Below are 25,925 nucleotides of genomic sequence, written 5' to 3' on the forward strand. Positions count from 1 at the left end.
GTCATCCAACCCGGACACCCAGGCAGCCAGGTCATCATCACTCAGCACAAGATCGATACGCTACACCCTGAGTGTCACGAAGTGCGGCTGGAGTATTAGGCCTTCGGAAGTGACCGTCCGGTACTGCGGGTACTGCGCTGGAGGTCCGGCTCCGTCAGCCATCGCCTGTCAGGCGAATCCGGTCCGTGACCGGGCCTTGTAGCCGGGACGAGCGGTGTTCACGTTGGACGTTTCGTCGGCGATGCGAGTCCCAGTGTTGTGGTCAGGTCGAGCAGCTCTGCGCGATAGAGCTTCGCCGGATCTCGGACCTGGGGCCGGAGGTGGCCGTAGACTTCCAGGGCCACCAGGCCGTGCATCCGGCCCCATACGCGCATCGCCAGCGCGACAGCCGCCGGTGGCAGGTCGGGGAAAGATTCCTTGATCACTGCGGCGAAGCCGGGTTCGAAGTCGGACCACGCGTAGTCGCTGTCGGACAGCAGATTCTGGGCCTGCGGCCAGGCGGCCGCGACGAGTCCGGTGAGCACGGCACAGGCACGGTGTTCGGCCTCCGCCGCGGCACCGCCCTCGGGTGCCTCGTAACCAGGAACCGGGTCGCCGTAGATGAGCTGGAACTCTTCGGGGCGCCCGATCGCCCAGTGCCGGAATGCTTCACCGACGGCCAGCACCCGGCCGACGGGATCTCCCTCCGGTACGGCGTCGCGGGCGGCCTCCTCCGCGTCGGCGAGCGAGGAGTACACCTCGGCGATCAGCGCGTTGATCAGGTCGTCGCGCGTGGCGTAGTAGCCGTAGAGAGCCCCGGCGGTCATCCCCATCTCGCGGGCGATCGCCCGCAGGGAGATGGCAGCCGGTCCCCCTTCGGTCATGAGTCTCAGCGCGATCGCCTTGATCTCCTGGCTGGCCTCCGCGCGTAGTCGCTCTCGTCTGCTGGGCACCCGAACTTCCACGCTTGACACTCTACAGCGCTCGGCTACTATACGCCGTACTGTTACTGAACGCCGTGTAGTAAATGTCTGCCGTGTAGAACGGCTCGGAGGAAGGAATCGATGGACATCTCAGTCAGCGGGCCACCTCGGCGGCCCGGACTCGCCCTCGCGCTGCTGGCGTTCGCTCAGTTCGTGGTCGCGCTGGACTACAACATCGTGTACGTCGCCTTGCCCGACATCGGCCGTGAGCTGGGATTCACGGCGCAGTCACTGCAGTGGGTCGTCAGCGCCTACGCGGTGGGGTTCGGCGGGTTCCTGCTCTTCGGCGGCCGGATCGTCGACCGGTTCGGCCCACGGCGCACGTTCGTCCTCGGACTCGCCCTCTTCGGGCTCTCCTGCCTGGCCGGGGGCTTCGCGGCCACCCCCGAAGCCTTGGTGGCCGCGCGCGCTATTCAGGGCCTGGGCGCCGCGCTGCTCACTCCGGCGACGCTCACGCTGATCAACACAAGCTTCGCGGAAGGCGCCGAACGCAACCGCGCGCTGTCGGTGTGGGGAGCCGCCGGCAGCGGCGGGCTCGCCGCCGGCGCGTTGCTCGGCGGCGTGGTCACCAATGCCTGGGGCTGGCAATGGGTGCTGTTCCTCCTGGTGCCGCTGGCTTTGGTCGCCGCGGCCGCCGCACGTCCGGTGCTCGCGTCCGACACCGACCGCGCGACCGATGGCGGCGGATTCGACGTCGCCGGCGCGATCCTGGCCACCGCGGGCTCCTCGCTGCTGGTCCTTGGACTGGTCAGCGGACCGGAAGTGGGCTGGAACTCGCTGCGGGGTGCAGGGGCGTTGATCGCCGGCCTGGTGCTGCTCGCCGTGTTCGTCGTCGTGGAGAACCGCACCGCCGACCCCCTGATCCCGCTGCGGTTGTTCGGCAACCGCAGCCTGATCACCGCGATTGCTGTGATCCTCGTCTTCCAGAGTGCCCTGGGCGGAGCGTACTACCTGTTCACCACCTACCTGCAGGACGTGCTCGGGTACAACGCCTTGCAGGCCGGTTTGGCGTTCGTGCCACTGACTCTCGTCTCGATGGCGGCGTCGTTGAAGTTGACCGGAGCTCTGCTCGGCCGGTGGGGCGTCCGCACCACTTTGTTCGTCGGCATGCTCGTCAACGGCATCGGGATGGTCCTGCTCGCCGTGGGCATGGCCACCGGCGCCTCGTTCTGGACGGTGCTGACAGGTCTCCTCGTGTGGGGTCTCGGCGGCGGTCTGACCTTTCCCGCGATGTTCGTCGCCGCGGCCTCCGGAGTCGCGCCCGGCGAGCAAGGTGTCGCCTCCGCGTTGGCGACCACCTCACAGCAGATCGGCGGCGCCATCGGCCTCGCCGTGCTCGTCGCCATCGCCAACGCCGGCCTCGACCTTCACCCCGGAGCCGCGCCGGCGCCGACCGCCATCGTGGAAGGACTTCGCGTGGCGCTCTGGACCGGCGGGATCGCCTCAATGGCCGGCGGGCTCCTGGCATTCCTGCTCAAACGACAGCCGAAAGCTTCCCAGGACGTCACGACGTCACGGGAGAACACGGACGAGATCGGCGTTGCCGCCGACTAATTGATCGTCCCGACACACCAACCATCCCGATATTGGACAAGGAGACTCAGCAGTGAGCACCGCCACCGACGAACTCGTGCGGAAGTACTTCGAAGCATGGAACGACGTCAACGACGACCAGCGCCGGGCCACGATCCAAGCGATCTTCACCGAAGACGCCGACATCATCGACCCGGACTGGACCGCCGAGGGCAGGGACGCGGTCGCCAGTGCAATCGGCCAGTCACGCGAAAAGCTGGGCGATCTCGTTCTCGGCCTCACCCACCTGATCAGCACGCACAACAACGTGGCCCTGTACTCGTGGCACCTCGGTGAGCAAGCCGCACCGGTGGCCACCGGCTACGGAGTCCTCACGCTCGAAAAGGACCGCATCCGCCAGGCCTACAACTTCTTCGGCTGAACCCACCCCACGACCTTCGTGGAACACAGGAAGTGACGCCGTGTTGGACAGCGCTACCGCCATGTCCAACACGGCTTTCCTTTGCACTACGGGCACGGTCTGACCGCGCCCTGCATCAATGACCATTCCCCACCGGATGCTGACCACCCGCATCGAACGCCTCCGGCCGCCGCCCCGCCACCGGACGCACGCATTGCCCTCAACCCGAGTTGCACCGGGCGTTCGTTTGACAGAGCCAACGTCCGCACATGCCGCTGAGCGAACGTTGCCAACCCACCAATGGCACGTCCGCGTCCTGGGACCTACCCCTCGGCGGCGAGTTGGCCGCACGCCGCGGCGATCTCCTGACCACGGGTGTCCCGCACCGTGCACGCCACTCCCCCGGCGTTGACCAGACGGACGAACTCGCGCTCCACCGGCTTCGGCGAGGCGTCCCACTTCGACCCCGGCGTAGGGTTCAACGGGATCACGTTCACGTGCACCAACTGACCCAAGTGCTTCCGCAACCGCTTCGCCAGCAACTCCGCCCGCCACGGCTGATCATTGATGTCCCGGATCAACGCGTACTCGATCGACACCCGCCGACCCGAGGTATCCGTGTAGTACCGCGCCGCCGAGAGCACCTCGTCGACCGACCAGCGGTTGTTCACCGGCACCAGCGTGTCCCGCAGCTCATCGTCCGGCGTGTGCAACGACACCGCCAACCGCACCTGCATCTTCTCGTCCGCCAGCTTCCGGATCGCCGGCGCCAAACCCACCGTCGACACCGTCACCGACCGCTGAGAAATGCCGAGGCCGGCAGGAGCCGGATCAACGATGCGATATATCGCCGATATAACGCGACGAAAATTCGCCAGAGGTTCACCCATCCCTACCCATTTACAAACTACGACGAAGGGCGTCTATGCAGGTCAGAGCGCCGGTTTGCTGGCTTATGTTCCTCGTCACCCCGAAGTGCGCCGACGCCGTCCGAGGTTGCCCGCTCTTGGAGCGGTGGCTCCGGGAGCGGGCTTCCCGGGGTGTCGGCAAGCCTGCTCATCGGGTGCGGCTCTGTCGACCCAGACAGTGTGCTGGCCCAGCCGCCCGGTCTGTGTCACGCGCGCCGACGGCCGACTGCGACCGCGGAGATGCCCGCCACCAGCAGCAGCGCAGGGGCGAGGGTCAGCACCGCCTGCCGCACCGAATACCAGGCCATCGCCGTGGGATGCGCGAACGCCAGGGTCAGCGCGAGCGCGGTCAGCAGCGCTGCGAGCCACGCACCCGCGGCACCCACCGCGACCCCGGCTCGGCCCCCGATCACCGCGCAGCCGAGGAAGACAGCCAAGCCCGCGCCCGAAGCTACCAAGCCGTCGAACACGATGTGGTCGGTCGCGTTCTCCACCGTGACGGAGTCCGCCATTGCCAACCGGGGTAGGACAACGAATACCGACACCGTCGCGGCGATCAGCAGCAGCCGCAACCGGACACCGGTCGCGGCCCGCCAAGCCAGTACCGCGACAACGCCGTGCGCGGTGAGCAACGCCCACCACGGCTGACCGGTCAGCATCAGCCGGATCTCGGTCACCCCGCCGACTGAGCCAGCCGCAGTGAACGTGTAGGTGAGTTCGACCGCCCCGGCGAACAGCAGAGCCGCGACCGGACCGCCCCACCACGGCACCTCCCCCGGCCGGTGCCGATGCCACAACGCGGCGATCCCGCCGGCCAGCGCCGCCGCCCCGATCAGCGCGGCTGCCGCAAATCCCCAGGAGCGGAGCGCCTCGGCCGCGAACAGCGGGCTCCCGGTACCGGTCAGAGACAGCGCGAGCCCCACCGCGACGCCCACCGGGTGTGCTCGACCTCGCCGAGCGCGGCCAGTGTCTTCCCGTAGTCCCGCACCGCGATGGGGCGTCTTTCACACGTTCGTGGGTGTTCGGCGAGCAGCGAGGCCGCCCGATGCAGGTGTTCCTCGGCCACGTCGAGATCGTCAACCAGGAAACCGAGGCTCCCGAGACCGCGGCCAGTGCGATCCCCATGGTGTCGCCTGCCCGGCGGCTGATCTTCCTGGCCCGCTGGTACTCCCTGCGCGCGGCGGCGTCGCCCCTCCTCGCGGCAGTCTCTGCACATCCGCGAACGGCGAGCGCGCGTCCATCTTCGGATCCGATCGCGGCCCAGGAACGCTCAGCGGATCGGTAGCAGCGCTCGGCGTCGGCGAGCATCCCGAGGTCCCGCAGTTGCGCAGCCAGCATCACCGCTCCGAAGAACGGCCGGTCCCCGAGCGCATCGATGAACCAATGAGGTTCTCGCGCTCCCGGAGCACCCCGGCGTCGCCAGCGTTCACGTCGAGGATCGGGACGAGCGGCGTGTCTCCTTCGGGTGCTGTCAGCGTTCCGCTGAGCGGCCGGCCGCCGTACCGCCACAGTTCGACCTGCTGGAGGGTGACCCAGTACGCCCGGTGGAGGTGCTTGAGCACGTGCTCGCGGTCGTACCCCGTGCCGTCGTCGGGCAGCAGCCGGCCCGACGACCGGACCAGGTCGTGGAGGCCGAATCAGTGGGTGTCCGAGTGCGGTCGCAGCAGGTTGCGGTCGGCAAGGGCAAGCAGGCGTCGGCGGGCGTCGGCGATCGTGCGCTCGGAGACCCGGACCGGGTGGTCGTGGTCCGTCGGCTCGATGAGCAGCGTCTCGGTATCGTTCGAGAACCTTGATGCTGGTTGAACTTGAGTAGTTCGTCAGCTCGGTGCGGCTGATAGCCGCAGCCAGTGGGCGTAACAACAATTTCAGCACCAACGATCTAGAGGGCAGAGGCGCGGTTCGGTGCGGAAATGTCGGTGAAAGTGCGGAGTAAGCATGTACCGATACCTGAGTAAGGCGGTAACAAGAGTGCGCTGGTTGTCCGTATTGGTAGGCTTAGCAGTCGGGTTCGCCACAGTAACTGCCATCGTCTGGTTACTCGGCCCCGCGACTCTTTTCGTCGCCGGGGACGCAGTCACCGTGCTGGCTGGTAAAGAACGAGTCGACGCGATCAACAGTGTGCGGCAGACACTAATTTCTGCAGTGACCGGTGTCGTCGCTCTGGGCGCCGTCGTCATGGCCGTCCGGACATATGTGCTGACACGTCGTGGTCAGCATGCGGATCGGTACGCGAAAGCAATCGCGTTACTCGCCTCGGAAAAGCTGGCCGAACGGATCGGCGGGGTCTACGCGCTCGAACACGTGATGCGGGACTCGGCCAAGGACCAACGGACTGTGGTGGACGTGTTGGCCGCCTTCGTTCGAGAATCTGCTCCGATACAACTGGAGCATGACGACGGTTCGGATCGGTCGACGAAGCCCGTGACCGACGTGCACGCGGCCGTGATCGTCCTTGGTAGGCGGCCTCGTTCGGCGGCGTCAGTCCCGATCGACCTCACGGCTACTGACCTGCGCGGGGCGCGTCTCGAAGGCGTGCGGTTGTCCGGAGCTGTGTTCGACGGCAGCCAGCTTGACGGGGCCGTACTGAGCGAGGCCGATCTGCGAGCTGCGAGTCTCCGCGGCGCAACCCTGGTGGACGCCGATCTCACCGGTGTTGATCTCACCCGTGCGGACCTCGTCGGCGCGGATTTGAGCGGAGCGCAGCTGGGACGGGCCCGACTTCGGGAAGCGACGCTCATCCAAGCGCGACTCGACAATGTTACTGCTTTCGGCGCGGATTTGACGGAGGCGGATCTACATTCTGCCTCCGCGGTAGGCGCAGATCTCGCCGGAGCCGACCTGCGAGGAGCCAAGATCGCCGATGTCGAGGGACTTGGCCACTCCCGAACCGAAACTTCGCCAGACGAATGAATGGATTGCGAATATCCGCTTTCCATCTATTCTACTCGCACTACTCTCCTGTCGCGATTCGGTATGCCTGTTGCACCTCGGTAATACGGGTAAGGATGGGCGAGTGGTTGCTTCCCAGTTCGAGCCAGTCCGTTTTTAACACGTCGGACCTAAGGGCGTCCTGTACCATCCAGTCGTCAATGAAAGCCACGTCGAGCAGGTGCCGAACAAATACGTTGCGCAAGCCACGCAGCTCCATCCGCTTGCCAGCGCGTACAACCTCCAACCGTACGGCGACGTCTAGCGCAAATTCCGGAATCCATTGAATATCCAGAGACTCAGCATGAAGGATCTTGCGCTTACCCTTGTCGGATGCGATCCGACCCCGGCCCACGTATCGGCCGATTTGAAGCGTCCCTTTGCGTCGCGACGCGACGAAGTCGCCGCGCAAGGGAAACACGGATCGGGCGTTCACGGCACCTGCCCCCACGCGCTCGACCTGTCCGCGGTTGGACACCATGACGTCGAGCAGATCGAAAGAGGCGCCCTGCCATTGACCCGAAGTATCACCGAGCAGCAGAGAACAGAAGAACGCGAGGCCGGCAAGCGACACATCGTCGGACCTCCGTGCAATCGCCAGGACTTCTTTGGGTGTGAGGTGTCGGAGACCTTCCCGTTTCTCCCTGCGCCACAGCGCCAATAGGAGAAGTTCCCAAGCCGAAAGCCCCACGTTCGTGCGCTGACGCCCGATGTCGTCGACCTTGTCGCGTATCGTCTCCATCACCCGCTCATCCATGAACAGGGCGTTCACCGTCCGCCATGGAAGTGACCCGGACACTCTCGGAAGGAGTTGGCGGGTGAGTAGAACTTCCTTCTGGTGCTTCACCGATACCATAAAGTCGGCGACTTCCTTGGTGATAAGGCTATTGGCGTCAGCCAAGTTGAGTGATCCGTCGCCGAGTCGAGCCCAGATCTCTTTGGCCACCAAGAATTCCTGGAATGAGCGATGCGGGAATCGGAAGCGCTCACCTGCTCGACGGTCCAGCGGCGAGCCCGCCAGAAGGTCTCGGCGCACCGCTTCGGAGTCCCGGCCGTTCACGAATGGCTGGACGATCTCCTCGGGGATCAGATCGCCGATCGCCACGGACTCGTGGTTGCGCCATAGCCAGAAGGCGAAATCGCGCAGGAAGCGGAGCCGCTCGGGACCACTGAAAGCCAGGCGACTGTTCTTCACCTCCTCCCGGTCGATGATCTCGTTGATAAGCTGCTCGATGAACAGGTCGTAGAGAACACCGAGATCGAGTTCCTCGATCTCACCGCCAAATGAGGGTAAAATGTGTGCTAGCATTCGCAATTGCACCGGACGCTTGGCCATGTCACGCAAGCGACCCGAGCCGATTTTGTGCCAGAGCTGGTCGAGTAGTCGCGAATCACGCACTATGGGGCTGTCGCGATACGTGAGGTAGTTGAATAGGAAATTCTGCATCTGCAGTTCGTCCAGCGGAGCGATTTCCAGTTCGTAGTAATCCGGCCAGTCCGGTTCCCGTACCACGATGCGTCCTGCCCGGCGGATACCATGCAGCGCCATGGCCTGCTCGGCATCGGTTTCGAACGCAGTCGGCCGCCCAAGGATGACCAGTCTGGTAGCATCGCAGTGCAGGCGGTTCAGTTGTGCGAGGTTAAACTTGAACTCGCGCCAGGTTAGCATTTCCTTCATCTCGTCGAAGCCGTCGAGGATGATGACGAGGCGACCAGACCGGTTGAGCTCGCAAAACGCGGCGAACGAGTATCCGGGTACCGAGTTGCCAGCGGTGAAGTGCTTGCCGAGCAGACCCTCCACTGATTGCTCGCCCGAAATTTCACCCAAACGAATGAGGATCGGAATTCGGGCGTTCCGATCCACAAGGGCTTTGCGCGCGAGAAACGCAGACAGGTAGGTAGCGAAGGAACTTTTTCCACTCCCGTATGCCCCAAGGATCGCTACAGGCTGACTGCATTCCGGTCGAGACGGATTGGGCTCGCCCGACGGGTCGATCCAGTCGAGCACGACGTCCAGCATTGACCCATGGTTAACTGCCTGTGGCAGTTGGTAATAGTGCGAGAGACCATCGGGGGACGTCTCGTAACCTTCGACCAGTGCATTAAGATATGTGGTCAGATCCATCGCCCCGGTGAGCAGTTGGGCAAGCGCGCGGCCGCGCACAGCTCCGAACTGTTTCAACTGCCTCACAGTTTCTCTTGGTATATCGATCTGAGTGACCAAAAGGAGTTCGTCATACTTACCACCGGATTCATCCCAGTGCTCGTCGACAAGTTGGTTGATTTCTTCGGGCTGAAGCGGCTCGTCACCGTCGACGCAGATGACCAGGACTGTGGAATCCTCTCCAAACCGGGATTGACGAGCGGTCAGGAGATCAGGGCTAAAGTCGACACTAGGCGGATCGACTCGCCAGCCGTTGACCCGGAGAGCGTGTCTGACCTGTTCGACGAACGTCGCGTTCCCGTAGTCGTTCACGCAGCGCCTCCCCTCCAGTAGTCCTCAATCGGAGGTCGTCGAGGCACCTCCGGGCGTTACGGACGTGATTCTCGGAGCGAGAGTTACCCTGGCCGACCGAGTTTGGCCTGGTTAGGTTTTTGCCCCTCTTAGCAGCGCCCTCTTAGGGTCCGGCGAGGTCGAGCTGTCGAGCTCAGTTCTGAGCGGTCATGTCAACTTCCACCCACTGCAGGCGTACTCTCATGCCGCGATGAGGCAGGAACCCAGACACATCCCGTCGAGAAGTGGGTTCCCCGGACCCGGCCCGGCTCGAACGGGCTGCCACCCCCACCATGCGACGGGCAGGACGCACCCTTACCGGGTAGATGCGCCTTGGGCGGGCTCGCTGCAACCGTAGGCGCAGGTGCCGGCGATAGCGATCGCGTTTCGAACTCATGGGATCCGCGCGGCAATCGCGTGGAATGCACGCTCGTGCCGATGAGCGTGCACTCCACCTCGGGAGACCCATCCCGAACAGCTAGTGGCGGAGGCCGACTCGCTGCCACTGCGGCATCCAGGCCCTGTCGTACGAACGCGACCAGAGGTGTCCATCACTCCCCACGCCGACGCACCAGACACGAAATGCGCTGGTCGTTGCTCCAGCCACATCGACTAGGTCGTCAGGCGTTTCAATGACGCCCCACGCCGACCAGACTTCGCCTCCGTCATGCCATCGGTCGGCGAGATCACCTGCCCTGTCGACCACAAAGATCTCGCGCTGGCCCACGGCCTGGCGGAAGGCCGTCACCGCCCTCGCTGACGCCCCTGGGTGCCCCCAGTTCTCCCGCTCGTGCCAGGTTTCATGTCCGGGCTGGCGGCTTTCATCTCCGTACCAGCGGCGCCACACGTTGCCATCTCGGTCGAGCAAGAAGTGCTCCAAGAAGTCATCGTCGGGCGAGAACGCAGCTACGTCGGTTTCCCCGGCGATTCCTGCGTCATACCACCCGGACCACGTTGAAGAGTCGTCCCATTTCCATGCGTGCAGCACTCGGCATGCAGGCTCGAGCGGCGCTCGCAGACACGCCGGGGGCGCAGGTCGTGCTGGTTGTGTCCAACCAGCTGTACCGGGACATCCCCGGTGACCTGGACCACGAGCCGCTCGGGGTGACCTTCACGGAAATCGAGATCGGCCTCGGCAAGGATTTTTCCGCCACGGCCTGGCTGCACGTCGGTGGCGAATGACCGGGCGTGCAGGTCTCAATCCCCGCCGACTTGAGGCCGCTTGTGCGCGGCGCGCTGCCGCAGCGTGCCGGCGCGCCGCCAACTATGCCGAGGATCTCGGCCTCGGGACGGCCCGTCTCGGCTGACCACTTACCGCGCGCTTCGTCGTAGCCGTCGGCATCGACCGGTTTTACCTCGATGCCGCACACCTCCGCGAGCTGCGTCTCGTCCCCGTCCGGCACGAGGGCGGGGACGAGGTCACCGCGCCGGAACAGCAGGGCACGACTACCGCCTGATACCGGGTCCCGCTCGTCGCACAGACCGGGATCGTTCTGGCACAGGAAGATCGACAGGATCGTCGAAGCGTCGAGCACGACCTGGGCCACGAACTTCATCGGTCCCTCGCAGGCAGCGCAGCGAGGTCAGCCGAAGTCCGCGGGCGCCGAGGGGACGCCGCCGGTGCGTGTCACCTCGGCCTTCGGCGACGGCCGGTCCGTTGTAGATCAGCAGGTCGGTCATGGCCGAGAGTCTAGGCACTCGACGTCACAAGCTGACTGGCCCAATCCGTGGCGGGCACCGCGGATCGGAACCCGGCAGCGCCCATGAAGTTCTTCTCCAGTCTTTTGAACGCGAAGCCGTCGAGTGCGACGGCACGAGTGACAGGCCTCGGGGCGAGGCACCCCAACCACTCATGGTGCTCGCCGTCCAGAGCGGGCGCCTCTACCGGATCAGCTGAACCAGAATCAGCGCTCGAGCCACGGAGCGAGCAGCTTCTCCAGGTCCGCGTCCGACAGCGCTCGTGGCCCACCGTGGAACTCATGCCACCGCGACGCATCGCGCGCCGCGGTGTAGTCGACCTCGAACGCGCGCATCAGCACGTACATGAACGTCACCGAGCTGAACCGCTCACCCAACAACGTCCGCGCCTCGCGCGCCACTTCGGTGGCGCCGCGGCCGACCACGTCCGCGAGCCGAAGCTCCTCCGCAGCCGGATCCAACAGGCTGGGGGCATACATCACGACAAACACTCCATCATCGAAACGAACAACTCAGCCTTCGGCGGCCAGCTGGCCACAGGCTGCGGCGATGTCCTGGCCGCGGGTGTCCCGGACGGTGCAGGCGACGCCGCCGGCGTTCACCAACCGCACGAACTCGCGCTCGACCGGCTTCGGCGACGCGTCCCACTTGCTGCCCGGGGTGGGGTTCAGCGGGATGACGTTGACGTGGACCAGCTGACCCAGATGCCGGCGCAGCCGCTTCGCGAGCAGCTCCGCCCGCCACGGCTGGTCGTTGATGTCCCGGATCAACGCGTACTCGATCGACACGCGCCGTCCGGAGGTGTCGGCGTAGTACCGCGCCGCGGAGAGGACCTCGTCGATCGACCACCGGTTGTTCACGGGCACGAGAGTGTCGCGCAGCTCGTCGTCCGGCGTGTGCAGCGATACCGCGAGGCGAACCTGCATCTTCTCGTCGGCAAGCTTTCGGATCGCCGGCGCCAAACCCACGGTCGAGACCGTCACCGACCGCTGGGAAATACCAAGCCCAGCAGGAGCCGGATCGACAATTCGATATATCGCCGATATAACGCGACGAAAATTCGCGAGTGGTTCGCCCATCCCCATGAAGACGATGTTCGACAGCCGCCCGGGGCCGCCCGGCATCTTGCCGTCGCGCATGACCGCCGCCGCCGAACGGACCTGGTCGACGATCTCCGCCGTCGACAGGTTCCGGTCCAGACCACCCTGGCCGGTCGCGCAGAACGGGCACGCCATGCCGCAGCCCGCCTGGCTCGAGATGCACAGCGTCGCTCGGTCCGGGTAGCGCATCAGGACGCTCTCCAGGAGCGTGCCGTCGTGGGCTCGCCACAGCGTCTTGCGCGTCGCGCCGTCGTCGGCCGCCAGCGCGCGGACCTCGGTCAGCAGCGTCGGCATCAGGTCCGCGACCAGCCGTGACCGGGACGCCGCGGGGATGTCCGTCATCTCCTCCGGGTCCACCGTCAGGCGGGAGAAGTAGTGGTTCGACAGCTGCTTCGCGCGGAAGGGTTTCTCCCCCAGCTCGGCGACCGCGGCCGCACGCTCGGACACCGAGAGGTCGGCGAGGTGGCGCGGCGGCAGGCCGCGCTTGGGCGCGTCGAAGACGAGGGGAAGGGCAGTCATAACCGGACCAGTGTCCCACGCGCCCGCCGGCACTGCCGGTACCACCCCGGCCCGGTGTCCGCCAGGTCACGGGCCGCCCCCGGTCGGTGGGGCCGCGTCACCCGGAGGGATGATCGACGGCGTGAAACCTGGCGCCCGACGAAAGAGGTGAGCGCGTGTCCTTCCGGCACCTTGTCCTGGTGGTCGCGGTCATCCTGAGCGCCGCCGCCTGCAGCACCCCGGCCGGGAACCCGCCCGCGCCGAGCACGCCGAGCGGGCCGCGCGCCACCGTGGGGTCCCTGCACCTGCCCCTGCCGGCGGGCGCGACCTACACCGAGCACAGCCCGGACGGCCTGCTGGACGGCTGCATCACCGAAGGCGCCGTGGCCTGCGAAGCGCGGGTCGTGAACCTGCGCAAGCCGGACTCCGGCGCGCCGATCAACCTCCCGAGCACGAAGCGGCCCTTCGGCTGGTACACCGGCACGGACCTGCCGACCTGCATCACCCCCGCGTCCCCGCCCGGCAAGGCCACCGAGGCCACCGGCAGCACCCTCCTCGACTCCGGCTTCGCGCCGATCGGACCCAAGAACGCCGAATACGGCCGCTGGAAGGTCACCTGCGAGAACTCGGCGCAGAACAACCAGGTCCGGATGTGGTGGCTGCCGACGAGCCGGATCCTGATCGTCCAGTACGGGTCCTTCCCCGGCTGGGACGCCAAGATGGACGCCATGCTCGCCGGCGCCACCTTCAGCTGACGGCGTCGAGCGCGGCCCGGATGATCGCGTCCGTGTCGATGCCGTGGTGGCGGTAGACCTCCTCGAGCGATCCCGACTGCCCGAAGCCGGTGACGCCGAGTGCGACCGACGGCACCCGGTTGATCCCGGCCAGGAACGCCAGCGTGTGCGGGTGGCCGTCGAGCACGGTGACCAGCGGCTTCGCCCGCGAAGCCGGGAAGACCTGGTCGAGGATCCACGACTCGGCGCTCCCCCGGCCGGACCGGGCTTGGAGCGCCTCGAACAGCAGGCCCGGGCTGGTCACGCACACGACGTCGGCCTCGACGCCGACCTGGGCCAGCCGCTCGGCCGCCGCCAGGGTGTCCGGCACCAGCGCCCCCATCGCCGCCAGCGTGACGGCTGGTGAAGCCGCGCGCCGCAGCAGGTACGCCCCCGCCACGACCTGGCGGCGACGGCGTTCGCGGGCGGCCGGATCCGTGGGCACCGCGGCGAGCGTCTGGTCGACCGGACGCGTCGAGAGCCGGAAGTACGACGACGTCCCGCCCGGCTTGCCGAGCCGGCCGAGCGCGGCCAGCAGGGTCCACTCGGTGTCGATCGCGAACGCCGGTTCGTAGCTGACGCAGCCGGGCTGCTCGATCCCGATCGACGGCGTGGTGATCGACTGGTGCGCGCCGCCTTCCGGCGCGAGCGTGACCCCCGACGGCGTCCCGATCAGGATCGACTGCCCGCCCGCGTAGATGCCGAACGACCACGGTTCCAGCGCCCGTTCGACGAAGGGGTCGTACATGACGCCGATGGGCAGCAGCGGCTCGCCCCAGCGGCTCCAGGTCGCGCCCAGCTCGCCCAGCAGGCCGACCAGGTTCGTCTCGGCGATCCCCAGCTCGACGTGCTGACCGGTCGGCTTCTCCCGCCAGTGCATGATCGTCTCGGGGTCGTCCTCGAACCAGTCACGGCGCTCGGTGGCCGACCAGACGCCGACCTTGTTGACCCAGCCGCCGAGGTTGGTCGTCGAGCTGACGTCGGGGCTGACCGTCACCACCCGCTTCGCCGCTTCGGGCGCTTCGCGCGTCAGGTCGAGCAGCACGCGGCCCAGCGCGGCCTGCGTCGTCGCGGTGCCGGACGGCGTCCGCCCGATGTCGACCGGCAGGTCCAGCGAAGGCGCCGAAGGAACGTCCGGACGGCGAAGGCGCGAAGCGACTTCAGCGCACAACGCGGCTTCGGCGGACCCGTCAGCGAAGCGCTCCCACGGCGACGAGAGGTCCGTTCCCAGAGACGAAGCCAGCTCTTCCATCTGCGCCACGGTCAGCAGCGACGAGTGGTTCTGCGGGTGCCCCTGCGTGGGAAGACCGCGTCCCTTGACGGTGTAGCAGAAGATCACCGTCGGCCGATCGTCCGCAATGGACGCGAAGACCTCGTCGAGCGAGCCGAGGTCGTGCCCGCCGAGGTTGCGGATCGCGGCCAGCAGCGTCTCGTCGTCCAGCGACGCCACCAGCGCGGCCAGCGCGTCGTCGCCGGCGGGCAGCCGGTCGCGCACCTGCGCGGCGTCGCAGCGCAGGAGCCGCTGGTACTCGGGGTTCGGCATCGCGTCGATGCGGGCGCGCAGCTCAGTGCCGCCGGGCCGGGTGAACAGCTCCTCCAGCAGCCGCCCGTACTTCAGCGTCAGCACCTGCCAGCCGGCCGCGTCGAACATGCCCTGCAGCCGCCCGGCCGCGATGTTCGGGACGACCCGGTCGAGGGACTGGCGGTTGAGGTCGACGATCCAGACGATCTCGCCCAGTTCGGCGACGCCCGGGTCGAGAATGGCCTCCCAGATCGCGCCTTCGTCCAGCTCGGCGTCGCCGACCAGCGAGTACTGGCGGCCGGTCCCCGCCGACGAACCCCGGGTCGTCAGGTAGCGGCGGGCCAGCGCGCCCCAGATCGGGGCGGTCGCGCCGATGCCGACGGAGCCGGTCGAGTAGTCCACCGGGTCGGGGTCCTTGGCGCGGCTCGGGTAGCTCTGCAGGCCGCCGAACTCGCGCAGCGTCGGCAGGTAGGCCTCGTCCAGCTCGCCGAGGAGGTAGTTGATCGCGTGGAGCACCGGGGACGCGTGCGGCTTCACCGAGACGCGGTCCTCGGGGCGCAGGTGCCGGAACCACAGCGACGTCATGATCGAGACCAGCGACGCGCACGACGCCTGGTGCCCGCCGACCTTGAGCCCGGACGGGTTGGGCCGGACGCGGTTGGCCTGGTGCACGATCGCGGTGGCGAGCCACAGCACCCGCTGCTCGATCGCGGTGAGCGCCGGGGCGGTCACGGGGGCCTGAGTCATCGTCGACACCTTTCGTGCAGGAAGCGCCCACCAGGACAGCACTGGTGGACGCATCGCACAACCGATGCCGCCGAAAGTGCGCAGAATGCGCACCGAATCCCGAAGGCTCAGGTCTCCGGCTGCGCAGAATGCACGCGCTCCAGCAGGGGCGCCAGGCGGTACGGGACGAGCTCACGCATGACGAGGGAGATGTTCGTCCGCTCCACCCCCGGCGAGGCGAGGATGTGCCCGGCGATCCGGTAGAGGTCGTCGGCGTCGACGGCGACCACCTGCACCATCAGGTCGCTCGCCCCGGTCAGCCCGCACACCTCGGTGACCTCGGGAATCGCGGCGAGGGCATTGGCGATCTCGGCCAGGCGCCGCTGGTCGACCATCGCGTTGACGAACGCCCGCAGCGGGTAGCCCAGGCGCGCCGGATCGATGCGGCGTTCGAACGACCGGAGGACGCCGCGCTGTTCGAGCCGCGCGAGCCGGGCCTGCACCGTGTTGCGGGACAGGCCCAGCCGCTCGGCCAGCGCGACCGCCGTGGCCCTGGGGTCTTCCCCGAGCGCTTCCAGCAGGCGCGCGTCGATCTCGTCGATGGTTTCCGGCACGGGGCCGATCTTCTCAGCCCAGGTACTTCTGCAGGTCGTCGAGGACCTTCATCGCCCCGATCGGGCCGAGGCCGAGGAACCAGACCTCGTCGGCGACCGGGATGGCGTGCTTCGCCTTGACCGCGTCCCGCCCACAGCCCGCTGCTCGTGACGGCCTTCTCGTCCGCGCTCGGTCCGGCGCCGTAGCTGGAGTAGAAGATCCAGTCGGCGTCCGCCTCGTCGATGCGCTCCTTCGAGATCTGCGCGGCCAGCTCGTTGACGTTCTGGTTCGCGGGCCGCTCGAGACCGACGTCCTTGAGGATGACGCCGATGAAGGACAGGTTGCCGTAGAGCCGGATGTTGCCGGAGAGGAACCGCAGCAGCGAGATCTTCGGCGCGCCCTTGACCGCGGCCTTCACCTCGTTCGCGCGCTTCTGGTAGTCGTTCAGCAGCCCGACGGCCTTCGTCTCGTCGCCCAGCGAAGCCCCGACCAGCAGCAGGTTCTCCTTCCACGGGAACCCGGGCCGGATGCTGAACACCGTCGGCGCGATCTTCGACAGCTGCGGGTAGAGGTCGTTGGCGCGCAGCTTGCTGCCGACGATCAGGTCCGGCGTCAGCGCCGCGATCGCTTCCAGGTTGAGGTTGTTGATGTCCCCGACCGTCGGAATGCCCTTGACGCGATCGGCCAGGTAGGACGGCACGCCGCTTTGCCCGGCCGTGGTGGCCATGCCGACCGGGGTGACGCCGAGCGCGAGGACGTCGTCGAGCTCGCCACTGTCGAGTACGACGACCCGCGTGGGCTTCTTGTCCAGCTTCGTCTTGCCGAGCGCGTGGGTCACCGTGCGTGGGAAGAGGCCGGGGCCGACGTCCGCGCCGAGCTTGGCCGTTTCACTGTCCGCGGTGGAGAACAGCCGTCCGCCGGTGGCGACGTCCTGGTCGCCGACGCCGGAGCTGCTCGGCTTTTCCGGCCGGCCGCAGGCGGCGAGCAACGTGACGGCCGCGAGGGCGGCGGTCAGTCGTGTCCACTTAGGACGCATCGGGGGTTCCTTCTTCTCGGGGAGCGGCCCGCCGCCGGCCGATCGGGACGACCAGGGCGTGGCGGAGACCGGGTCCTCGATGACCCGGCAGGGCATGCCGAAGACGTCGGCGACGAGCTCGGCGGTGAGGATGTCGGCAGGCGCGCCCTCGGCGGCGATCCGGCGGTCCTTCATGGCGATCAGGTGGTCGCCGTAGCGGGCGGCCAGGTTGAGGTCGTGCAGGACGATCACGATCGTCCGGCCGTCCACAGCAGGTCGAGCACCTCGACCTGGTGGGCGATGTCGAGGAACGTCGTGGGCTCGTCGAGCAGCAGCAACGGCGTCCGCTGCGCCAGCGCCATGGCGATCCAGACGCGCTGGCGCTGCCCGCCGGACAGCTCGTCGACCGGGCGGGCGGCGAGCTCGACGGTGTCGGTCGCGAGCAGGGCGCGCGCGACGGCTTCGTCGTCTTCGGCGCTCCAGCGGCGGAAAACGCCCTGGTGCGGGTAGCGGCCGCGGCCGACGAGGTCGGCGACGGTGATGCCTTCGGGCGCGGCCGGCGACTGCGGGAGGAGGCCGAGCACGGTCGCCACGTCCTTGCTGCGCCACGTCGTGATGCCCTTGCCGTCGAGGTAGACGGCACCTTTTGTGGGAGTCAGCAGCCGCGCGAGGCCGCGCAGGAGCGTCGACTTCCCGCAGGCGTTGGTCCCGACGATCATGGTGACCTTGCCGGGCGGGATCCGGACCGAGAGGTCCTGGACCACCCGCAGCGGCCCGTAGCCGAGTTCGAGGTTCTCGGTGTGCAGTGTCACGGCGTTCCTCACACTCGCCCGGCGCGGTTGGCGGTGGCCAGCAGCCACAGCAGGTACGGGGCGCCGACGGCGCCGGTGACGACACCGACCGGCAGCTGTTCGCCGAGCAGGTGCTGGGCTGCGAAGTCGCCCAGCAGCACGACGAGCGCGCCGGTCAGCGCCGCGGGAAGCAGTCCCGCGCGAGCGCCGCCGACGAGCCGCGTCGCGATCGGGTCGGCCACGAAGGCGACGAACGCGACCGGCCCCGCGGCCGCCGTCGCCAACGCGGACGACGCGACGGCGATCAGCAGCAGAGCCAGGCGGCTGCGTTCGACGTCGAGCCCCAGCCCCGCCGCCGTGTCGTCGCCCAGCTGGAGCCCGGCGAGCGCGCGGCCCCGGAGCAGCGCCGCCGGCAGCAGGACGGCGAGCGCGACCGCGAGCGGGACGACGTGCTCCCAGCTCCGCCCGTTGAGGTTGCCGGTCAGCCACACCAGGGCCTGCTGGGCGACGGTGACGTCGGCCCAGGTCATCAGGTACGAGACGACGCTCGTCAGCACCGCGCCGACGCCGACGCCGACGAGCACCAGCCGGTAGCCGTGGACGCCACCACGGCGGGCGAGCAGGTAGATCGTGACGCCGGTGAGCAGCGCGCCGGCCAGTGCCGCGGCCGAAACCACCGGGCCCGCGGCACCGAACAGCACGATCGCGACGACCGCCGCGGCGCTCGCCCCCTGCGTCACGCCGATGACGTCCGGGCTGGCCAGCGGATTGCGCAGCAGCCGCTGGAAGAGCGCCCCGGACGTCCCGAAGGCGACGCCGACGAGGACGCCGGTGACCGCTCTCGGCAGCCGGAGTTCCGTCACGACGTAGGCGGCGCGACCGACTCCGTCGCCGAACAGGAGACCCGGGAGGTCGGCGAATGACACCGGGAAGTCACCCACGGCCAGCGAACCCGCGAAGACGACGACGATCGCCAGCAGCAACCCCAGTGTCACCACGCGGGCCCGGGCGGCGCCGCGTCGACGCGCGGCGGCGACCACCTCGACGGCGCTCACACCGCCACGACCTTCCGGCGCCGCACCAGGAACACGAACACGGGCGCGCCAACGAGCGCGGTGATGATGCCGACCTGCACCTCGGCGGGGCGCGCGACCACGCGGCCGACGACGTCGGAGACCAGCAGGAGCAGTGGCGCGAGCAAGGCGGAGTACGGCAGCAGCCAGCGGTGGTCGGGCCCGGTGACCAGCCGCGCGGCGTGCGGGACGGTCAGCCCGACGAACGCGATCGGCCCGGCGATCGCCGTCGCCGAACCGCACAGCACGACGACGGCGAGCGCACACACCAGCCGCGCCACGGCCACGTTCTGGCCGACCGAGCGGGCGACGTCCTCGCCGAGCGCGAGCGCGTTGAGCCGGCGCGCGGCGACCAGCGCGAGGAGCACGCCCGCCACCACGAACGGCACGGCCTGGGTGATCGTCGCGGCGTCGCGGCCGGTCAGCGAGCCGACCTGCCAGAACGGGTACTGGTCGAACGTGGTCTGGTCGGTGAGCAGCAGCGCACTGGTCACCGAGGCCAGCGCCGCCGTCACCGCGGCACCGGCGAGGGCGAGCTTCATCGGCGTCGCCCCGGCCCGGCCGAGGGAGCTGACGCCGTAGACCACGCCGCCGGCGGCCGCGGCGCCCAGGAAACCGAACCAGACGTACCCGCCGACGCTCGTGATGCCGAACGTGCCGATGCCGAGGACGACGAAGAGCGCGGCGCCCGCGTTGACGCCGAGCAGCCCGGGATCGGCCAGGGGGTTGCGCGTGGCGCCCTGGATGACGGCGCCGGAGAGGCCCAGCGCGACACCGGCCAGCACCCCGGCGAGCGTGCGCGGGAGGCGGAGTTCGCGGACCACGAGGTGGTCGGGGTTGCCCGCGTCGAAGTGGAAGAGCGCGTCGAGCACGGTGCCCGGGCTCAGGCCGCGGGTGCCGACGCCGATGCTGAGCAGCACGGCGGCGGCCACGGCCGTGCCTAATCTAGGTCGCCGGATCTGGCCGGCTCAAGTTCGTGAGCGAGCTCACCGGCAACAGGTTGCGAACCGACTGTTTCCGATATATCGTGAACGTGTCGCAACAGTTCGAGAAAGGAACACAAGACATGCGTAGGCAACGACACCCCTTCGCCCACGAACGTGGGCGCACACCTTTCGGGCCCTTCGGTGGTTTCGGCGAGTTCCCCCCGGGTTTCGGCCCCGGTGGACGCGGTCGCGGCCACGGTCCGGGCCGGCGGGGTCACGGCGGACGGCGCAGCCGCCGCGGTGACGTCCGCGCCGCGATCCTGGCGCTGCTCGCCGAGCAGCCCCGGCACGGCTACGAGATCATCCGCGAAATCGGCGAGCGCTCCGGCGGCTTCTGGCGGCCGAGCCCCGGCTCGGTCTACCCGACGCTGCAGCTGCTGGCCGACGAAGGCCTGGTCCTCAGCAAGGACGAGCACGGCAAGAAGCTGTTCGAGCTGACCGACACCGGCCGTGCCGCCGCGGAGCAGCAGGACAGCACCCCGCCGTGGGAGCAGATCGCCCAGGACGTCGACCCGACCGAGGTCGGGCTGGCGAAGGCGGGCAAGAACCTGGCCGCCGCCGTCGTGCAGATCATGCGCGCGGGCACCGAGAGCCAGCAGGCCCGCGCGGCCGAGGTCCTCAACGACGCCCGGCGCTCGCTCTACGGCATCCTCGGCGAAGACGAGGACGAGTCCTCGGCTCCTTCGGAAGAAGCCGAGTGACCTGGCAGGACGAGGCCGGTGGGCTTGAGCCGCGTGTGGACGCGGTAGCCCACCGGCAACGTCAGGTCCTGAGCGCGATTCCCGTTACGCTGCAAGGCCTCCGCGATCGCCTGTTCGGCGACCGGCCGGCTGAATTCGATCTTCAGCACAGCTTCGAGGTCCGCGGCGGCCGCGAAACGCCATTCCGTCACGACTCGGCGGCAGCCGAACCCGGCCCGGGCGAAGAACCGTTCCACGGCGCCCGGGTCGTAGTGCGGTAGGTCGGCGCGCATCCAGCGGCCGTAGGGCTCGCTGGTCACGTCGAGGTCGACGATCAGGAGCGCGCCACCCGGCCGCAGCACCCGCTCGGCCTCCGCCAGCCCGGGCTCGCACCCGGGCCCGAAGAAGTACGCCGTGCGGGCGTGCACGACGTCGACGCTCGCGCTGCGGACCGGCAGCCGCTGGGCCCGGCCCATCCGGACGTCCACGTTCGACAGTCCCCCGACGCGCTTGAGCGCACTTCGCACCAACGGCTCGTGAGGCTCCACTCCGAGCACTGATCGCGCGTCACGAGCGAAGCGCGGCAAGTGAAACCCGTCACCGCAGCCGACGTCCAGCACGTCCAGGCCGGTCCAGTCGTGCTCCTCCCGAAGCACCCGCCAGATCTCGCCGCCACTGTCCTGCGCGCGGTTCTCCAGCTCGTAATCGGCCTGGTAGTACCAGATGTTGGGGCTGGGCACGACCTCCGCGCGCCGCGACGACCACCGCACCCCCGCTGCTCCTTCCGGGTCCTCGTCGCCGGGCCGTGCTCGCACGGTGGCGAATTCTTGGCGGAAAACTCACGGATCACGCCTAGAATCCGGTGGGTATCGGGAGGAGCACCCATGGCAATCGGCCCGTCCAGTACCCCGTCCCCGGTCCCGGCCGGAATTCCGTGCTGGATCGAGCTGGCCTGCCGGGAGCAGGCCGTGGTGGAGAGATTCTACGGCGCCCTGTTCGGCTGGGAGTACACGACTCAGCGGGATCCGGCGACGTCCGACGGCCGTTACGCCATCGCGGCGCTCAACACCCTCCCCGTCGGCGGGCTCTACCGCGCGGCCCAGGGCACACCGCTGGGCTGGATGCCGCACATCTCCGTGCCCCACACCGCGAGCGCGGCCGAGTGGGTGGAGCACCTCGGCGGGCGGATCACGCTCGGGCCGGTGGCGATCCCGGACCGCGGCACGATCATGCACGCCATCGACGCGTGCGGCGCGCCGGTGGTGTTCTGGGAGGTGCCGCCGAACTGGGAGTTCGTCACCGGGATCCCGAACACCTTCAGCGGCGCGGACCTCAACACCCACGACGGCGTCGCGGCGGATCACTTCTACACCAAGCTGTTCACCTACGGCAGCCATCAGATCGGCGACGGCGAGATGCTCGACTACGTCGAATGGCTCATCGAGCACGAGCCGGTGCTCTACCGGTACGTGATGGGTTCGGAGTACAGCCTCGACACCCCGCCGCACTGGCTCGTGTACTTCGACATCGACCCGGCCCGCGGCGTCGACGCGGTCGCGGGCGAGGCACTCATGCACGGCGGCACGGTGGTGATCCAGCCCTACGACACCCCGTTCGGCCGGATGTCCATCCTCGCCGACCCCGAGGGCGCGGTCTTCGCGGTGATCGACCACTCCCGCGTCGCCGAAGGCTGGGGCCGCGCGGAGGTCGACGACCCCTACGACGACTAGACCGGAACGAACGCGGAAAGCAGCAGCCAGGACACGACGGCCGAGGGCAGCAGCGAGTCGAGGCGGTCCATGATCCCGCCGTGCCCGGGCAGCAGCGTGCCCATGTCCTTGACGCCGAGGTCGCGCTTGATCAGCGACTCGACGAGGTCGCCCAAGGTCGCGGTCAGCACGATGGCGACGCCGAAGATCACGCCCTGCCAGACGTGGCCGTCGAGCAGCAGGCTGAGCGTCAGCGCCCCGGCCACGACGCCGCCGATCACCGAACCCGCGAAGCCTTCCCAGGTCTTCTTCGGGCTGATGGTGGGGGCCATCGGGTGCTTGCCGCCGAGCACGCCGGCGATGTAGCCACCGGTGTCCGACGCGACGACACCGATCAGGAAGGTGAGAACGCGCCCGACGCCGTCTTCCGGTGGCACGAGCATCGCCGCGAAGGCGCCGAAGAGCGGCAGGTACGCGGCGGCGAAGGTGGACGCGCTGATGTCACGCAGGTAGCCCTTCGCCCCGCCGGGCAGCCGCCACAGCAGGCAGGCGAGCACGGTGAGGACGAACGCGGTGAGCGCGCCCTCCCGGCCGAACGGCCAGGCGAGCCAGATCATCGCCTGCCCGCCGACGAGCACCGGGATCATCGCGACCCGGATGTCGGCGACCCGGCGCAGCACCCCGGCGAATTCGAAGGTGCCGACCGCGATCGCGACCGCGATGATCCCGATGAACAAGTAGCGAACGGTGAGCAGGGAAACGATGATCGCGGCGCCGAGCAGCAACGCAACCCCGATGGCCGCGGGCAGGTTCCGGCCGGCCTTGGAGGCCTTTTTGACCTCCGGCGCCGGTTCCACGGCCGCGCCGTCGGCCGCGGAGGCCTCCGCCGCCGCGCCCTTGGCCGAGGCGTCCGCCACCTCGCCGGCCGCCACACCGTTGGCCGAGGCCGCGGAAGTTCCGGCCGCGGCGGTTCCGGCGGCCGACAACCGGGCCGCTTCCCCGTTGCCCGAGGCCTCCGGCACGACCGGCGTCCCCGTGGCCGGGGTACCGGCGTCGCCCGGCTCCGGCGTCCCGGGCGTGGCCGCCGGGTGTGCTCCGGTGGCGTCCACCCGGTCCTCGCGTTCCTCGCTCACCTGTGCCATCAGACCTCGAGCAGCTCGGCTTCCTTGTGCTTGACCAGCTCGTCGACCTTGTGCGAGTACGTGTCGGTGAGGTTCTGCAGCTCCTTCTCCGCGCGCACGACCTCGTCTTCGCCCGCTTCGCCGTCCTTGCCGATGCGGTCGAGCTCTTCCTTGGCCTTGCGGCGGATGCTGCGGATGGTCACCCGCGCATCCTCACCCTTGCTCTTGGCGACCTTGACCATCTCCTTGCGCCGCTCCTCGGTGAGCTGCGGGATGACGATCCGGATCACGTTGCCGTCGTTGCTCGGGTTGACCCCGAGGTCGGACTCGCGGATGGCCTTCTCGATCGCGACGAGCTGGGTCTGGTCGTACGGCTTGATCAGCGCCATCCGCGCCTCCGGCACGTTGACGCTGGCCAGCTGGTTCAGCGGGGTCGGCGCGCCGTAGTACTCGACCACGATGCGCGAGAACATCGACGGGGTGGCCCGGCCGGTGCGCACCGACGTCAGATCATCCTTGGCGACGGACACCGCTTTTTCCATCTTCTCCTCGGCATCGAGGAGGGTCTCGTCGATCACGGCTACTCCCGTTGTTGTGATGGGTGGCGCTTGCTGATCCCAGCAGGTCTAGGCCGGCACCCCGGCAGTGGGGGTGCTGACCAACGTGCCGATTCTTTCACCACTCACCGCGCGGGCGATGTTCCCCTCGGTGAGCAGGTTGAACACGATGATCGGCATGTTGTTGTCCATGCAGAGGCTGAACGCCGTCGCGTCGGCGACCTTCAGGTCCCGCTCCAGCACCTCGCGGTGGGTGATCTCGCGGAACATCTCGGCGGTGGGGTCGGCCTTCGGGTCCGCGGTGTAGACGCCGTCGACGGCCTTCGCCATCAGCACGGCTTCGCAGCCCAGCTCGAGCGCCCGCTGCGCGGCCGCGGTGTCGGTGGAGAAGTACGGCATGCCGACCCCGGCGCCGAAGATCACGACGCGGCCCTTTTCCAGGTGCCGCTCGGCGCGGCGCGGGATGTAGGGCTCGGCGACCTGGCCCATCGTGATGGCGGTCTGCACGCGGGTGGGCAGGCCCTCCTTCTCCAGGAAGTCCTGCAGCGCCAGGCAGTTCATCACGGTGCCCAGCATCGCCATGTAGTCGGCGCGGTCGCGGTCCATGCCACGCACCGACAGCTCGGCGCCCCGGAAGTAGTTGCCGCCGCCGATCACGACCGCGACCTGGACCCCGGTGCGGGCGACGTCGGCGATCTGCTGCGCGACCGAGTGGACGACGTCCGGATCGACGCCGATCGAACCACCGCCGAACATCTCGCCGCCCAGTTTCAGCAGCACCCGCCGGTAGCCACCTTCGACCCGGTCACCCATCTATGTCGCCTCCTGTGTTGTTGGCCGCCTCCGCGGGAGGGAGTACGTCGGCGGGTGCCCCTCGACCTGGTTTTTCAACCTCGGACCTGACAGTGCCCCGTCCCCGATGGACGGAGACGGGGCACTGGTGAAACCTACGCCCGGACCTGGCCTCAGGCCTGGCCGACCTCGAAGCGCGCGAACTTGGTCAGCGTCACGCCGGCCTCGTCGAGCAGGGCCTTGACGGTCTTCTTGTTGTCCTTGACCGACGGCTGCTCGAGCAGGACGTTGTCCTTGTAGTAGGCGTTGACCTTGCCCTCGATGATCTTCGGCATGGCCTGCTCCGGCTTGCCTTCTTCGCGGGCGGTCTGCTCGGCGATGCGGCGCTCGTTCTCGACGATCTCGGCCGGCACCTCGTCGCGGGTCAGGTACTTCGCGCGCAGCGCGGCGACCTGCATGGCGGCACCACGGGCGGCCTCGGCGTCGTCACCGGTGAACTCGACGAGCACGCCGACGGCCGGCGGCAGGTCGGAGCCACGGCGGTGCAGGTAGGTCGCGGTCTGGCCCTCGAAGGCCACGACGCGGCGCAGCTCGAGCTTCTCGCCGATGCGGGCCGAGAGCTCCTGGACGACCTCGTTGACCGTCTTGCCTTCGAGCTCGGCACCCTTGAGCGCCTCGACGTCGGAGGTCTTGACGGTCTTCGCGACCTCGACGATCTTCGCGGCGAGCGCCTGGAAGTCGGCGTTCTTCGCGACGAAGTCGGTCTCGGAGTCGAGCTCGATGAGGACGCCGCCGTCGCCGGTGACCAGGCCCTCGGCGGTGGCGCGCTCGGCGCGCTTGCCGACGTCCTTGGCGCCCTTGATGCGGAGGAACTCGACGGCCTTGTCGAAGTCGCCGCCGTTCTCCTCGAGGGCCTTCTTGCAGTCCATCATGCCGGCGCCGGTCATCTCGCGCAGGCGCTTCACGTCAGCGGCGGTGTAGTTCGCCATTCTGGTAAATCCGTCCTTTGCAGGAAATCTGTGGGTTGCTACGCCCGTGGGGGCGGGGCGCGGGGGGACCGCGCCA

General features: G+C 68.4%; 23 protein-coding genes and 3 pseudogenes. 7 read left to right on the forward strand and 19 right to left on the reverse strand.

What is annotated here, in order from left to right; all coding sequences use genetic code 11:
* Nucleotides 1–218 precede the first annotated feature (218 nt).
* Nucleotides 219–932 carry a TetR/AcrR family transcriptional regulator gene (locus tag ACFVYA_RS12855; RefSeq protein WP_387044790.1) on the reverse strand — a complete coding sequence of 238 codons (714 nt, stop codon included), beginning with the start codon at nucleotides 930–932 and terminating at the stop codon, nucleotides 219–221.
* 111 nt (nucleotides 933–1,043) lie between these two features.
* Here ACFVYA_RS12855 and ACFVYA_RS12860 point away from each other — a divergent pair, with 111 nt between their 5' ends.
* Together ACFVYA_RS12860 and ACFVYA_RS12865 are read left to right on the forward strand one after the other, a co-directional pair.
* Nucleotides 1,044–2,516, forward strand: a complete 1,473-nt coding sequence (locus tag ACFVYA_RS12860; protein WP_387044791.1) for an MFS transporter — start codon at nucleotides 1,044–1,046, stop codon at nucleotides 2,514–2,516.
* A gap of 52 nt (nucleotides 2,517–2,568) precedes the next feature.
* Nucleotides 2,569–2,916 (forward strand): nuclear transport factor 2 family protein, encoded by a 348-nt coding sequence (locus ACFVYA_RS12865; protein WP_387044792.1) that lies wholly within the window; start codon nucleotides 2,569–2,571, stop codon nucleotides 2,914–2,916.
* Nucleotides 2,917–3,218: 302 nt separating this feature from the next.
* On the opposite strand, the pseudogene ACFVYA_RS12870 reads toward ACFVYA_RS12865, so the two are convergent.
* Together ACFVYA_RS12870 and ACFVYA_RS12875 are read right to left on the reverse strand one after the other, a co-directional pair.
* Nucleotides 3,219–3,794, reverse strand: a pseudogene (locus ACFVYA_RS12870) (radical SAM protein); the annotation flags it as partial.
* A 215-nt stretch (nucleotides 3,795–4,009) separates the two neighbouring features.
* Nucleotides 4,010–4,738, reverse strand: a complete 729-nt coding sequence (locus ACFVYA_RS12875; protein ID WP_387044793.1) for a hypothetical protein — start codon at nucleotides 4,736–4,738, stop codon at nucleotides 4,010–4,012.
* Nucleotides 4,739–4,848: 110 nt separating this feature from the next.
* On the opposite strand from ACFVYA_RS12875, the gene ACFVYA_RS12880 reads away from it, so the two are divergent.
* Complete coding sequence (locus ACFVYA_RS12880; protein ID WP_387044794.1) at nucleotides 4,849–5,088, forward strand: hypothetical protein; 240 nt, start codon at nucleotides 4,849–4,851, stop codon at nucleotides 5,086–5,088.
* Nucleotides 5,089–5,140: 52 nt separating this feature from the next.
* Here ACFVYA_RS12880 and ACFVYA_RS12885 read toward each other — a convergent pair whose 3' ends face one another.
* The gene (locus tag ACFVYA_RS12885; RefSeq protein ID WP_387044795.1) at nucleotides 5,141–5,365 is read right to left on the reverse strand and encodes a hypothetical protein; all 225 of its coding nucleotides are present in this window, start codon (nucleotides 5,363–5,365) and stop codon (nucleotides 5,141–5,143) included.
* 373 nt (nucleotides 5,366–5,738) lie between these two features.
* Here ACFVYA_RS12885 and ACFVYA_RS12890 point away from each other — a divergent pair, with 373 nt between their 5' ends.
* Nucleotides 5,739–6,713: a pentapeptide repeat-containing protein gene (locus tag ACFVYA_RS12890; RefSeq protein WP_387044796.1), complete on the forward strand. Its 975-nt coding sequence runs from the start codon at nucleotides 5,739–5,741 to the stop codon at nucleotides 6,711–6,713.
* A 40-nt stretch (nucleotides 6,714–6,753) separates the two neighbouring features.
* Here ACFVYA_RS12890 and ACFVYA_RS12895 read toward each other — a convergent pair whose 3' ends face one another.
* The 4 genes from ACFVYA_RS12895 to rlmN form a co-directional block, all read right to left on the reverse strand.
* Nucleotides 6,754–9,207, reverse strand: coding sequence for an NACHT domain-containing protein (locus tag ACFVYA_RS12895; RefSeq protein WP_387044797.1), 2,454 nt, complete (start codon nucleotides 9,205–9,207; stop codon nucleotides 6,754–6,756).
* 953 nt (nucleotides 9,208–10,160) lie between these two features.
* Nucleotides 10,161–10,781, reverse strand: coding sequence for a hypothetical protein (locus tag ACFVYA_RS12900; protein ID WP_387044798.1), 621 nt, complete (start codon nucleotides 10,779–10,781; stop codon nucleotides 10,161–10,163).
* A gap of 348 nt (nucleotides 10,782–11,129) precedes the next feature.
* Nucleotides 11,130–11,405 carry a hypothetical protein gene (locus ACFVYA_RS12905; protein WP_387044859.1) on the reverse strand — a complete coding sequence of 92 codons (276 nt, stop codon included), beginning with the start codon at nucleotides 11,403–11,405 and terminating at the stop codon, nucleotides 11,130–11,132.
* Nucleotides 11,406–11,435: 30 nt separating this feature from the next.
* Entirely contained in the window at nucleotides 11,436–12,542 is a 1,107-nt protein-coding gene (gene rlmN / locus ACFVYA_RS12910) for a 23S rRNA (adenine(2503)-C(2))-methyltransferase RlmN (protein WP_387044799.1), read from the reverse strand.
* 155 nt (nucleotides 12,543–12,697) lie between these two features.
* Between rlmN and ACFVYA_RS12915 the strand changes: the two genes are divergently transcribed.
* Nucleotides 12,698–13,276: a hypothetical protein gene (locus ACFVYA_RS12915; RefSeq protein WP_387044800.1), complete on the forward strand. Its 579-nt coding sequence runs from the start codon at nucleotides 12,698–12,700 to the stop codon at nucleotides 13,274–13,276.
* Here the strand turns inward: ACFVYA_RS12915 and ACFVYA_RS12920 are convergent.
* The 6 genes and pseudogenes from ACFVYA_RS12920 to ACFVYA_RS12945 all read right to left on the reverse strand — a co-directional run bounded on the left by ACFVYA_RS12920 (nucleotide 13,269) and on the right by ACFVYA_RS12945 (nucleotide 19,947).
* Nucleotides 13,269–15,563: a pyruvate dehydrogenase gene (locus ACFVYA_RS12920; protein WP_387044801.1), complete on the reverse strand. Its 2,295-nt coding sequence runs from the start codon at nucleotides 15,561–15,563 to the stop codon at nucleotides 13,269–13,271. The genes ACFVYA_RS12915 and ACFVYA_RS12920 overlap by 8 nt on opposite strands.
* Nucleotides 15,564–15,670: 107 nt before the next feature.
* A complete protein-coding gene (locus tag ACFVYA_RS12925; RefSeq protein ID WP_387044802.1) occupies nucleotides 15,671–16,156 on the reverse strand; it encodes an Lrp/AsnC family transcriptional regulator in 486 nt (161 codons plus the stop codon).
* 188 nt (nucleotides 16,157–16,344) lie between these two features.
* Nucleotides 16,345–17,172: pseudogene (locus tag ACFVYA_RS12930) on the reverse strand (ABC transporter substrate-binding protein); the annotation flags it as partial.
* Nucleotides 17,162–17,963, reverse strand: a pseudogene (locus tag ACFVYA_RS12935) (ABC transporter ATP-binding protein). The pseudogenes ACFVYA_RS12930 and ACFVYA_RS12935, both read right to left, overlap by 11 nt.
* A gap of 8 nt (nucleotides 17,964–17,971) precedes the next feature.
* Nucleotides 17,972–18,997, reverse strand: a complete 1,026-nt coding sequence (locus tag ACFVYA_RS12940) for a FecCD family ABC transporter permease (RefSeq protein WP_387044803.1) — start codon at nucleotides 18,995–18,997, stop codon at nucleotides 17,972–17,974.
* The gene (locus tag ACFVYA_RS12945; protein WP_387044804.1) at nucleotides 18,994–19,947 is read right to left on the reverse strand and encodes a FecCD family ABC transporter permease; all 954 of its coding nucleotides are present in this window, start codon (nucleotides 19,945–19,947) and stop codon (nucleotides 18,994–18,996) included. Before ACFVYA_RS12945 ends, ACFVYA_RS12940 begins: the two co-directional genes overlap by 4 nt.
* A gap of 134 nt (nucleotides 19,948–20,081) precedes the next feature.
* On the opposite strand from ACFVYA_RS12945, the gene ACFVYA_RS12950 reads away from it, so the two are divergent.
* Entirely contained in the window at nucleotides 20,082–20,702 is a 621-nt protein-coding gene (locus tag ACFVYA_RS12950; RefSeq protein ID WP_285989262.1) for a PadR family transcriptional regulator, read from the forward strand.
* On the opposite strand, the gene ACFVYA_RS12955 is transcribed toward ACFVYA_RS12950, so the two are convergent.
* Nucleotides 20,642–21,451 (reverse strand): class I SAM-dependent methyltransferase, encoded by an 810-nt coding sequence (locus ACFVYA_RS12955; protein ID WP_387044860.1) that lies wholly within the window; start codon nucleotides 21,449–21,451, stop codon nucleotides 20,642–20,644. The two genes, ACFVYA_RS12950 and ACFVYA_RS12955, sit on opposite strands and share 61 nt — an antisense overlap.
* Nucleotides 21,452–21,565: 114 nt before the next feature.
* Here ACFVYA_RS12955 and ACFVYA_RS12960 point away from each other — a divergent pair, with 114 nt between their 5' ends.
* The gene (locus tag ACFVYA_RS12960) at nucleotides 21,566–22,411 is read left to right on the forward strand and encodes a VOC family protein (protein WP_285989261.1); all 846 of its coding nucleotides are present in this window, start codon (nucleotides 21,566–21,568) and stop codon (nucleotides 22,409–22,411) included.
* Here the strand turns inward: ACFVYA_RS12960 and ACFVYA_RS12965 are convergent.
* From ACFVYA_RS12965 to tsf, 4 genes are all read right to left on the reverse strand, one after another.
* Nucleotides 22,408–23,532: a phosphatidate cytidylyltransferase gene (locus tag ACFVYA_RS12965; RefSeq protein ID WP_387044805.1), complete on the reverse strand. Its 1,125-nt coding sequence runs from the start codon at nucleotides 23,530–23,532 to the stop codon at nucleotides 22,408–22,410. The two genes, ACFVYA_RS12960 and ACFVYA_RS12965, sit on opposite strands and share 4 nt — an antisense overlap.
* The gene (gene frr, locus ACFVYA_RS12970) at nucleotides 23,532–24,089 is read right to left on the reverse strand and encodes a ribosome recycling factor (RefSeq protein WP_020644474.1); all 558 of its coding nucleotides are present in this window, start codon (nucleotides 24,087–24,089) and stop codon (nucleotides 23,532–23,534) included. Before frr ends, ACFVYA_RS12965 begins: the two co-directional genes overlap by 1 nt.
* A 48-nt stretch (nucleotides 24,090–24,137) precedes the next feature.
* The gene (gene pyrH / locus ACFVYA_RS12975; protein ID WP_285989259.1) at nucleotides 24,138–24,881 is read right to left on the reverse strand and encodes a UMP kinase; all 744 of its coding nucleotides are present in this window, start codon (nucleotides 24,879–24,881) and stop codon (nucleotides 24,138–24,140) included.
* A 152-nt stretch (nucleotides 24,882–25,033) separates the two neighbouring features.
* Nucleotides 25,034–25,849 (reverse strand): translation elongation factor Ts, encoded by an 816-nt coding sequence (gene tsf / locus ACFVYA_RS12980; protein ID WP_387044806.1) that lies wholly within the window; start codon nucleotides 25,847–25,849, stop codon nucleotides 25,034–25,036.
* Nucleotides 25,850–25,925: the final 76 nt, after the last annotated feature.

The organism is Amycolatopsis sp. NPDC058278 (genome assembly GCF_042881395.1).
In the GTDB taxonomy this organism is placed as follows: Bacteria; Actinomycetota; Actinomycetes; order Mycobacteriales; family Pseudonocardiaceae; genus Amycolatopsis.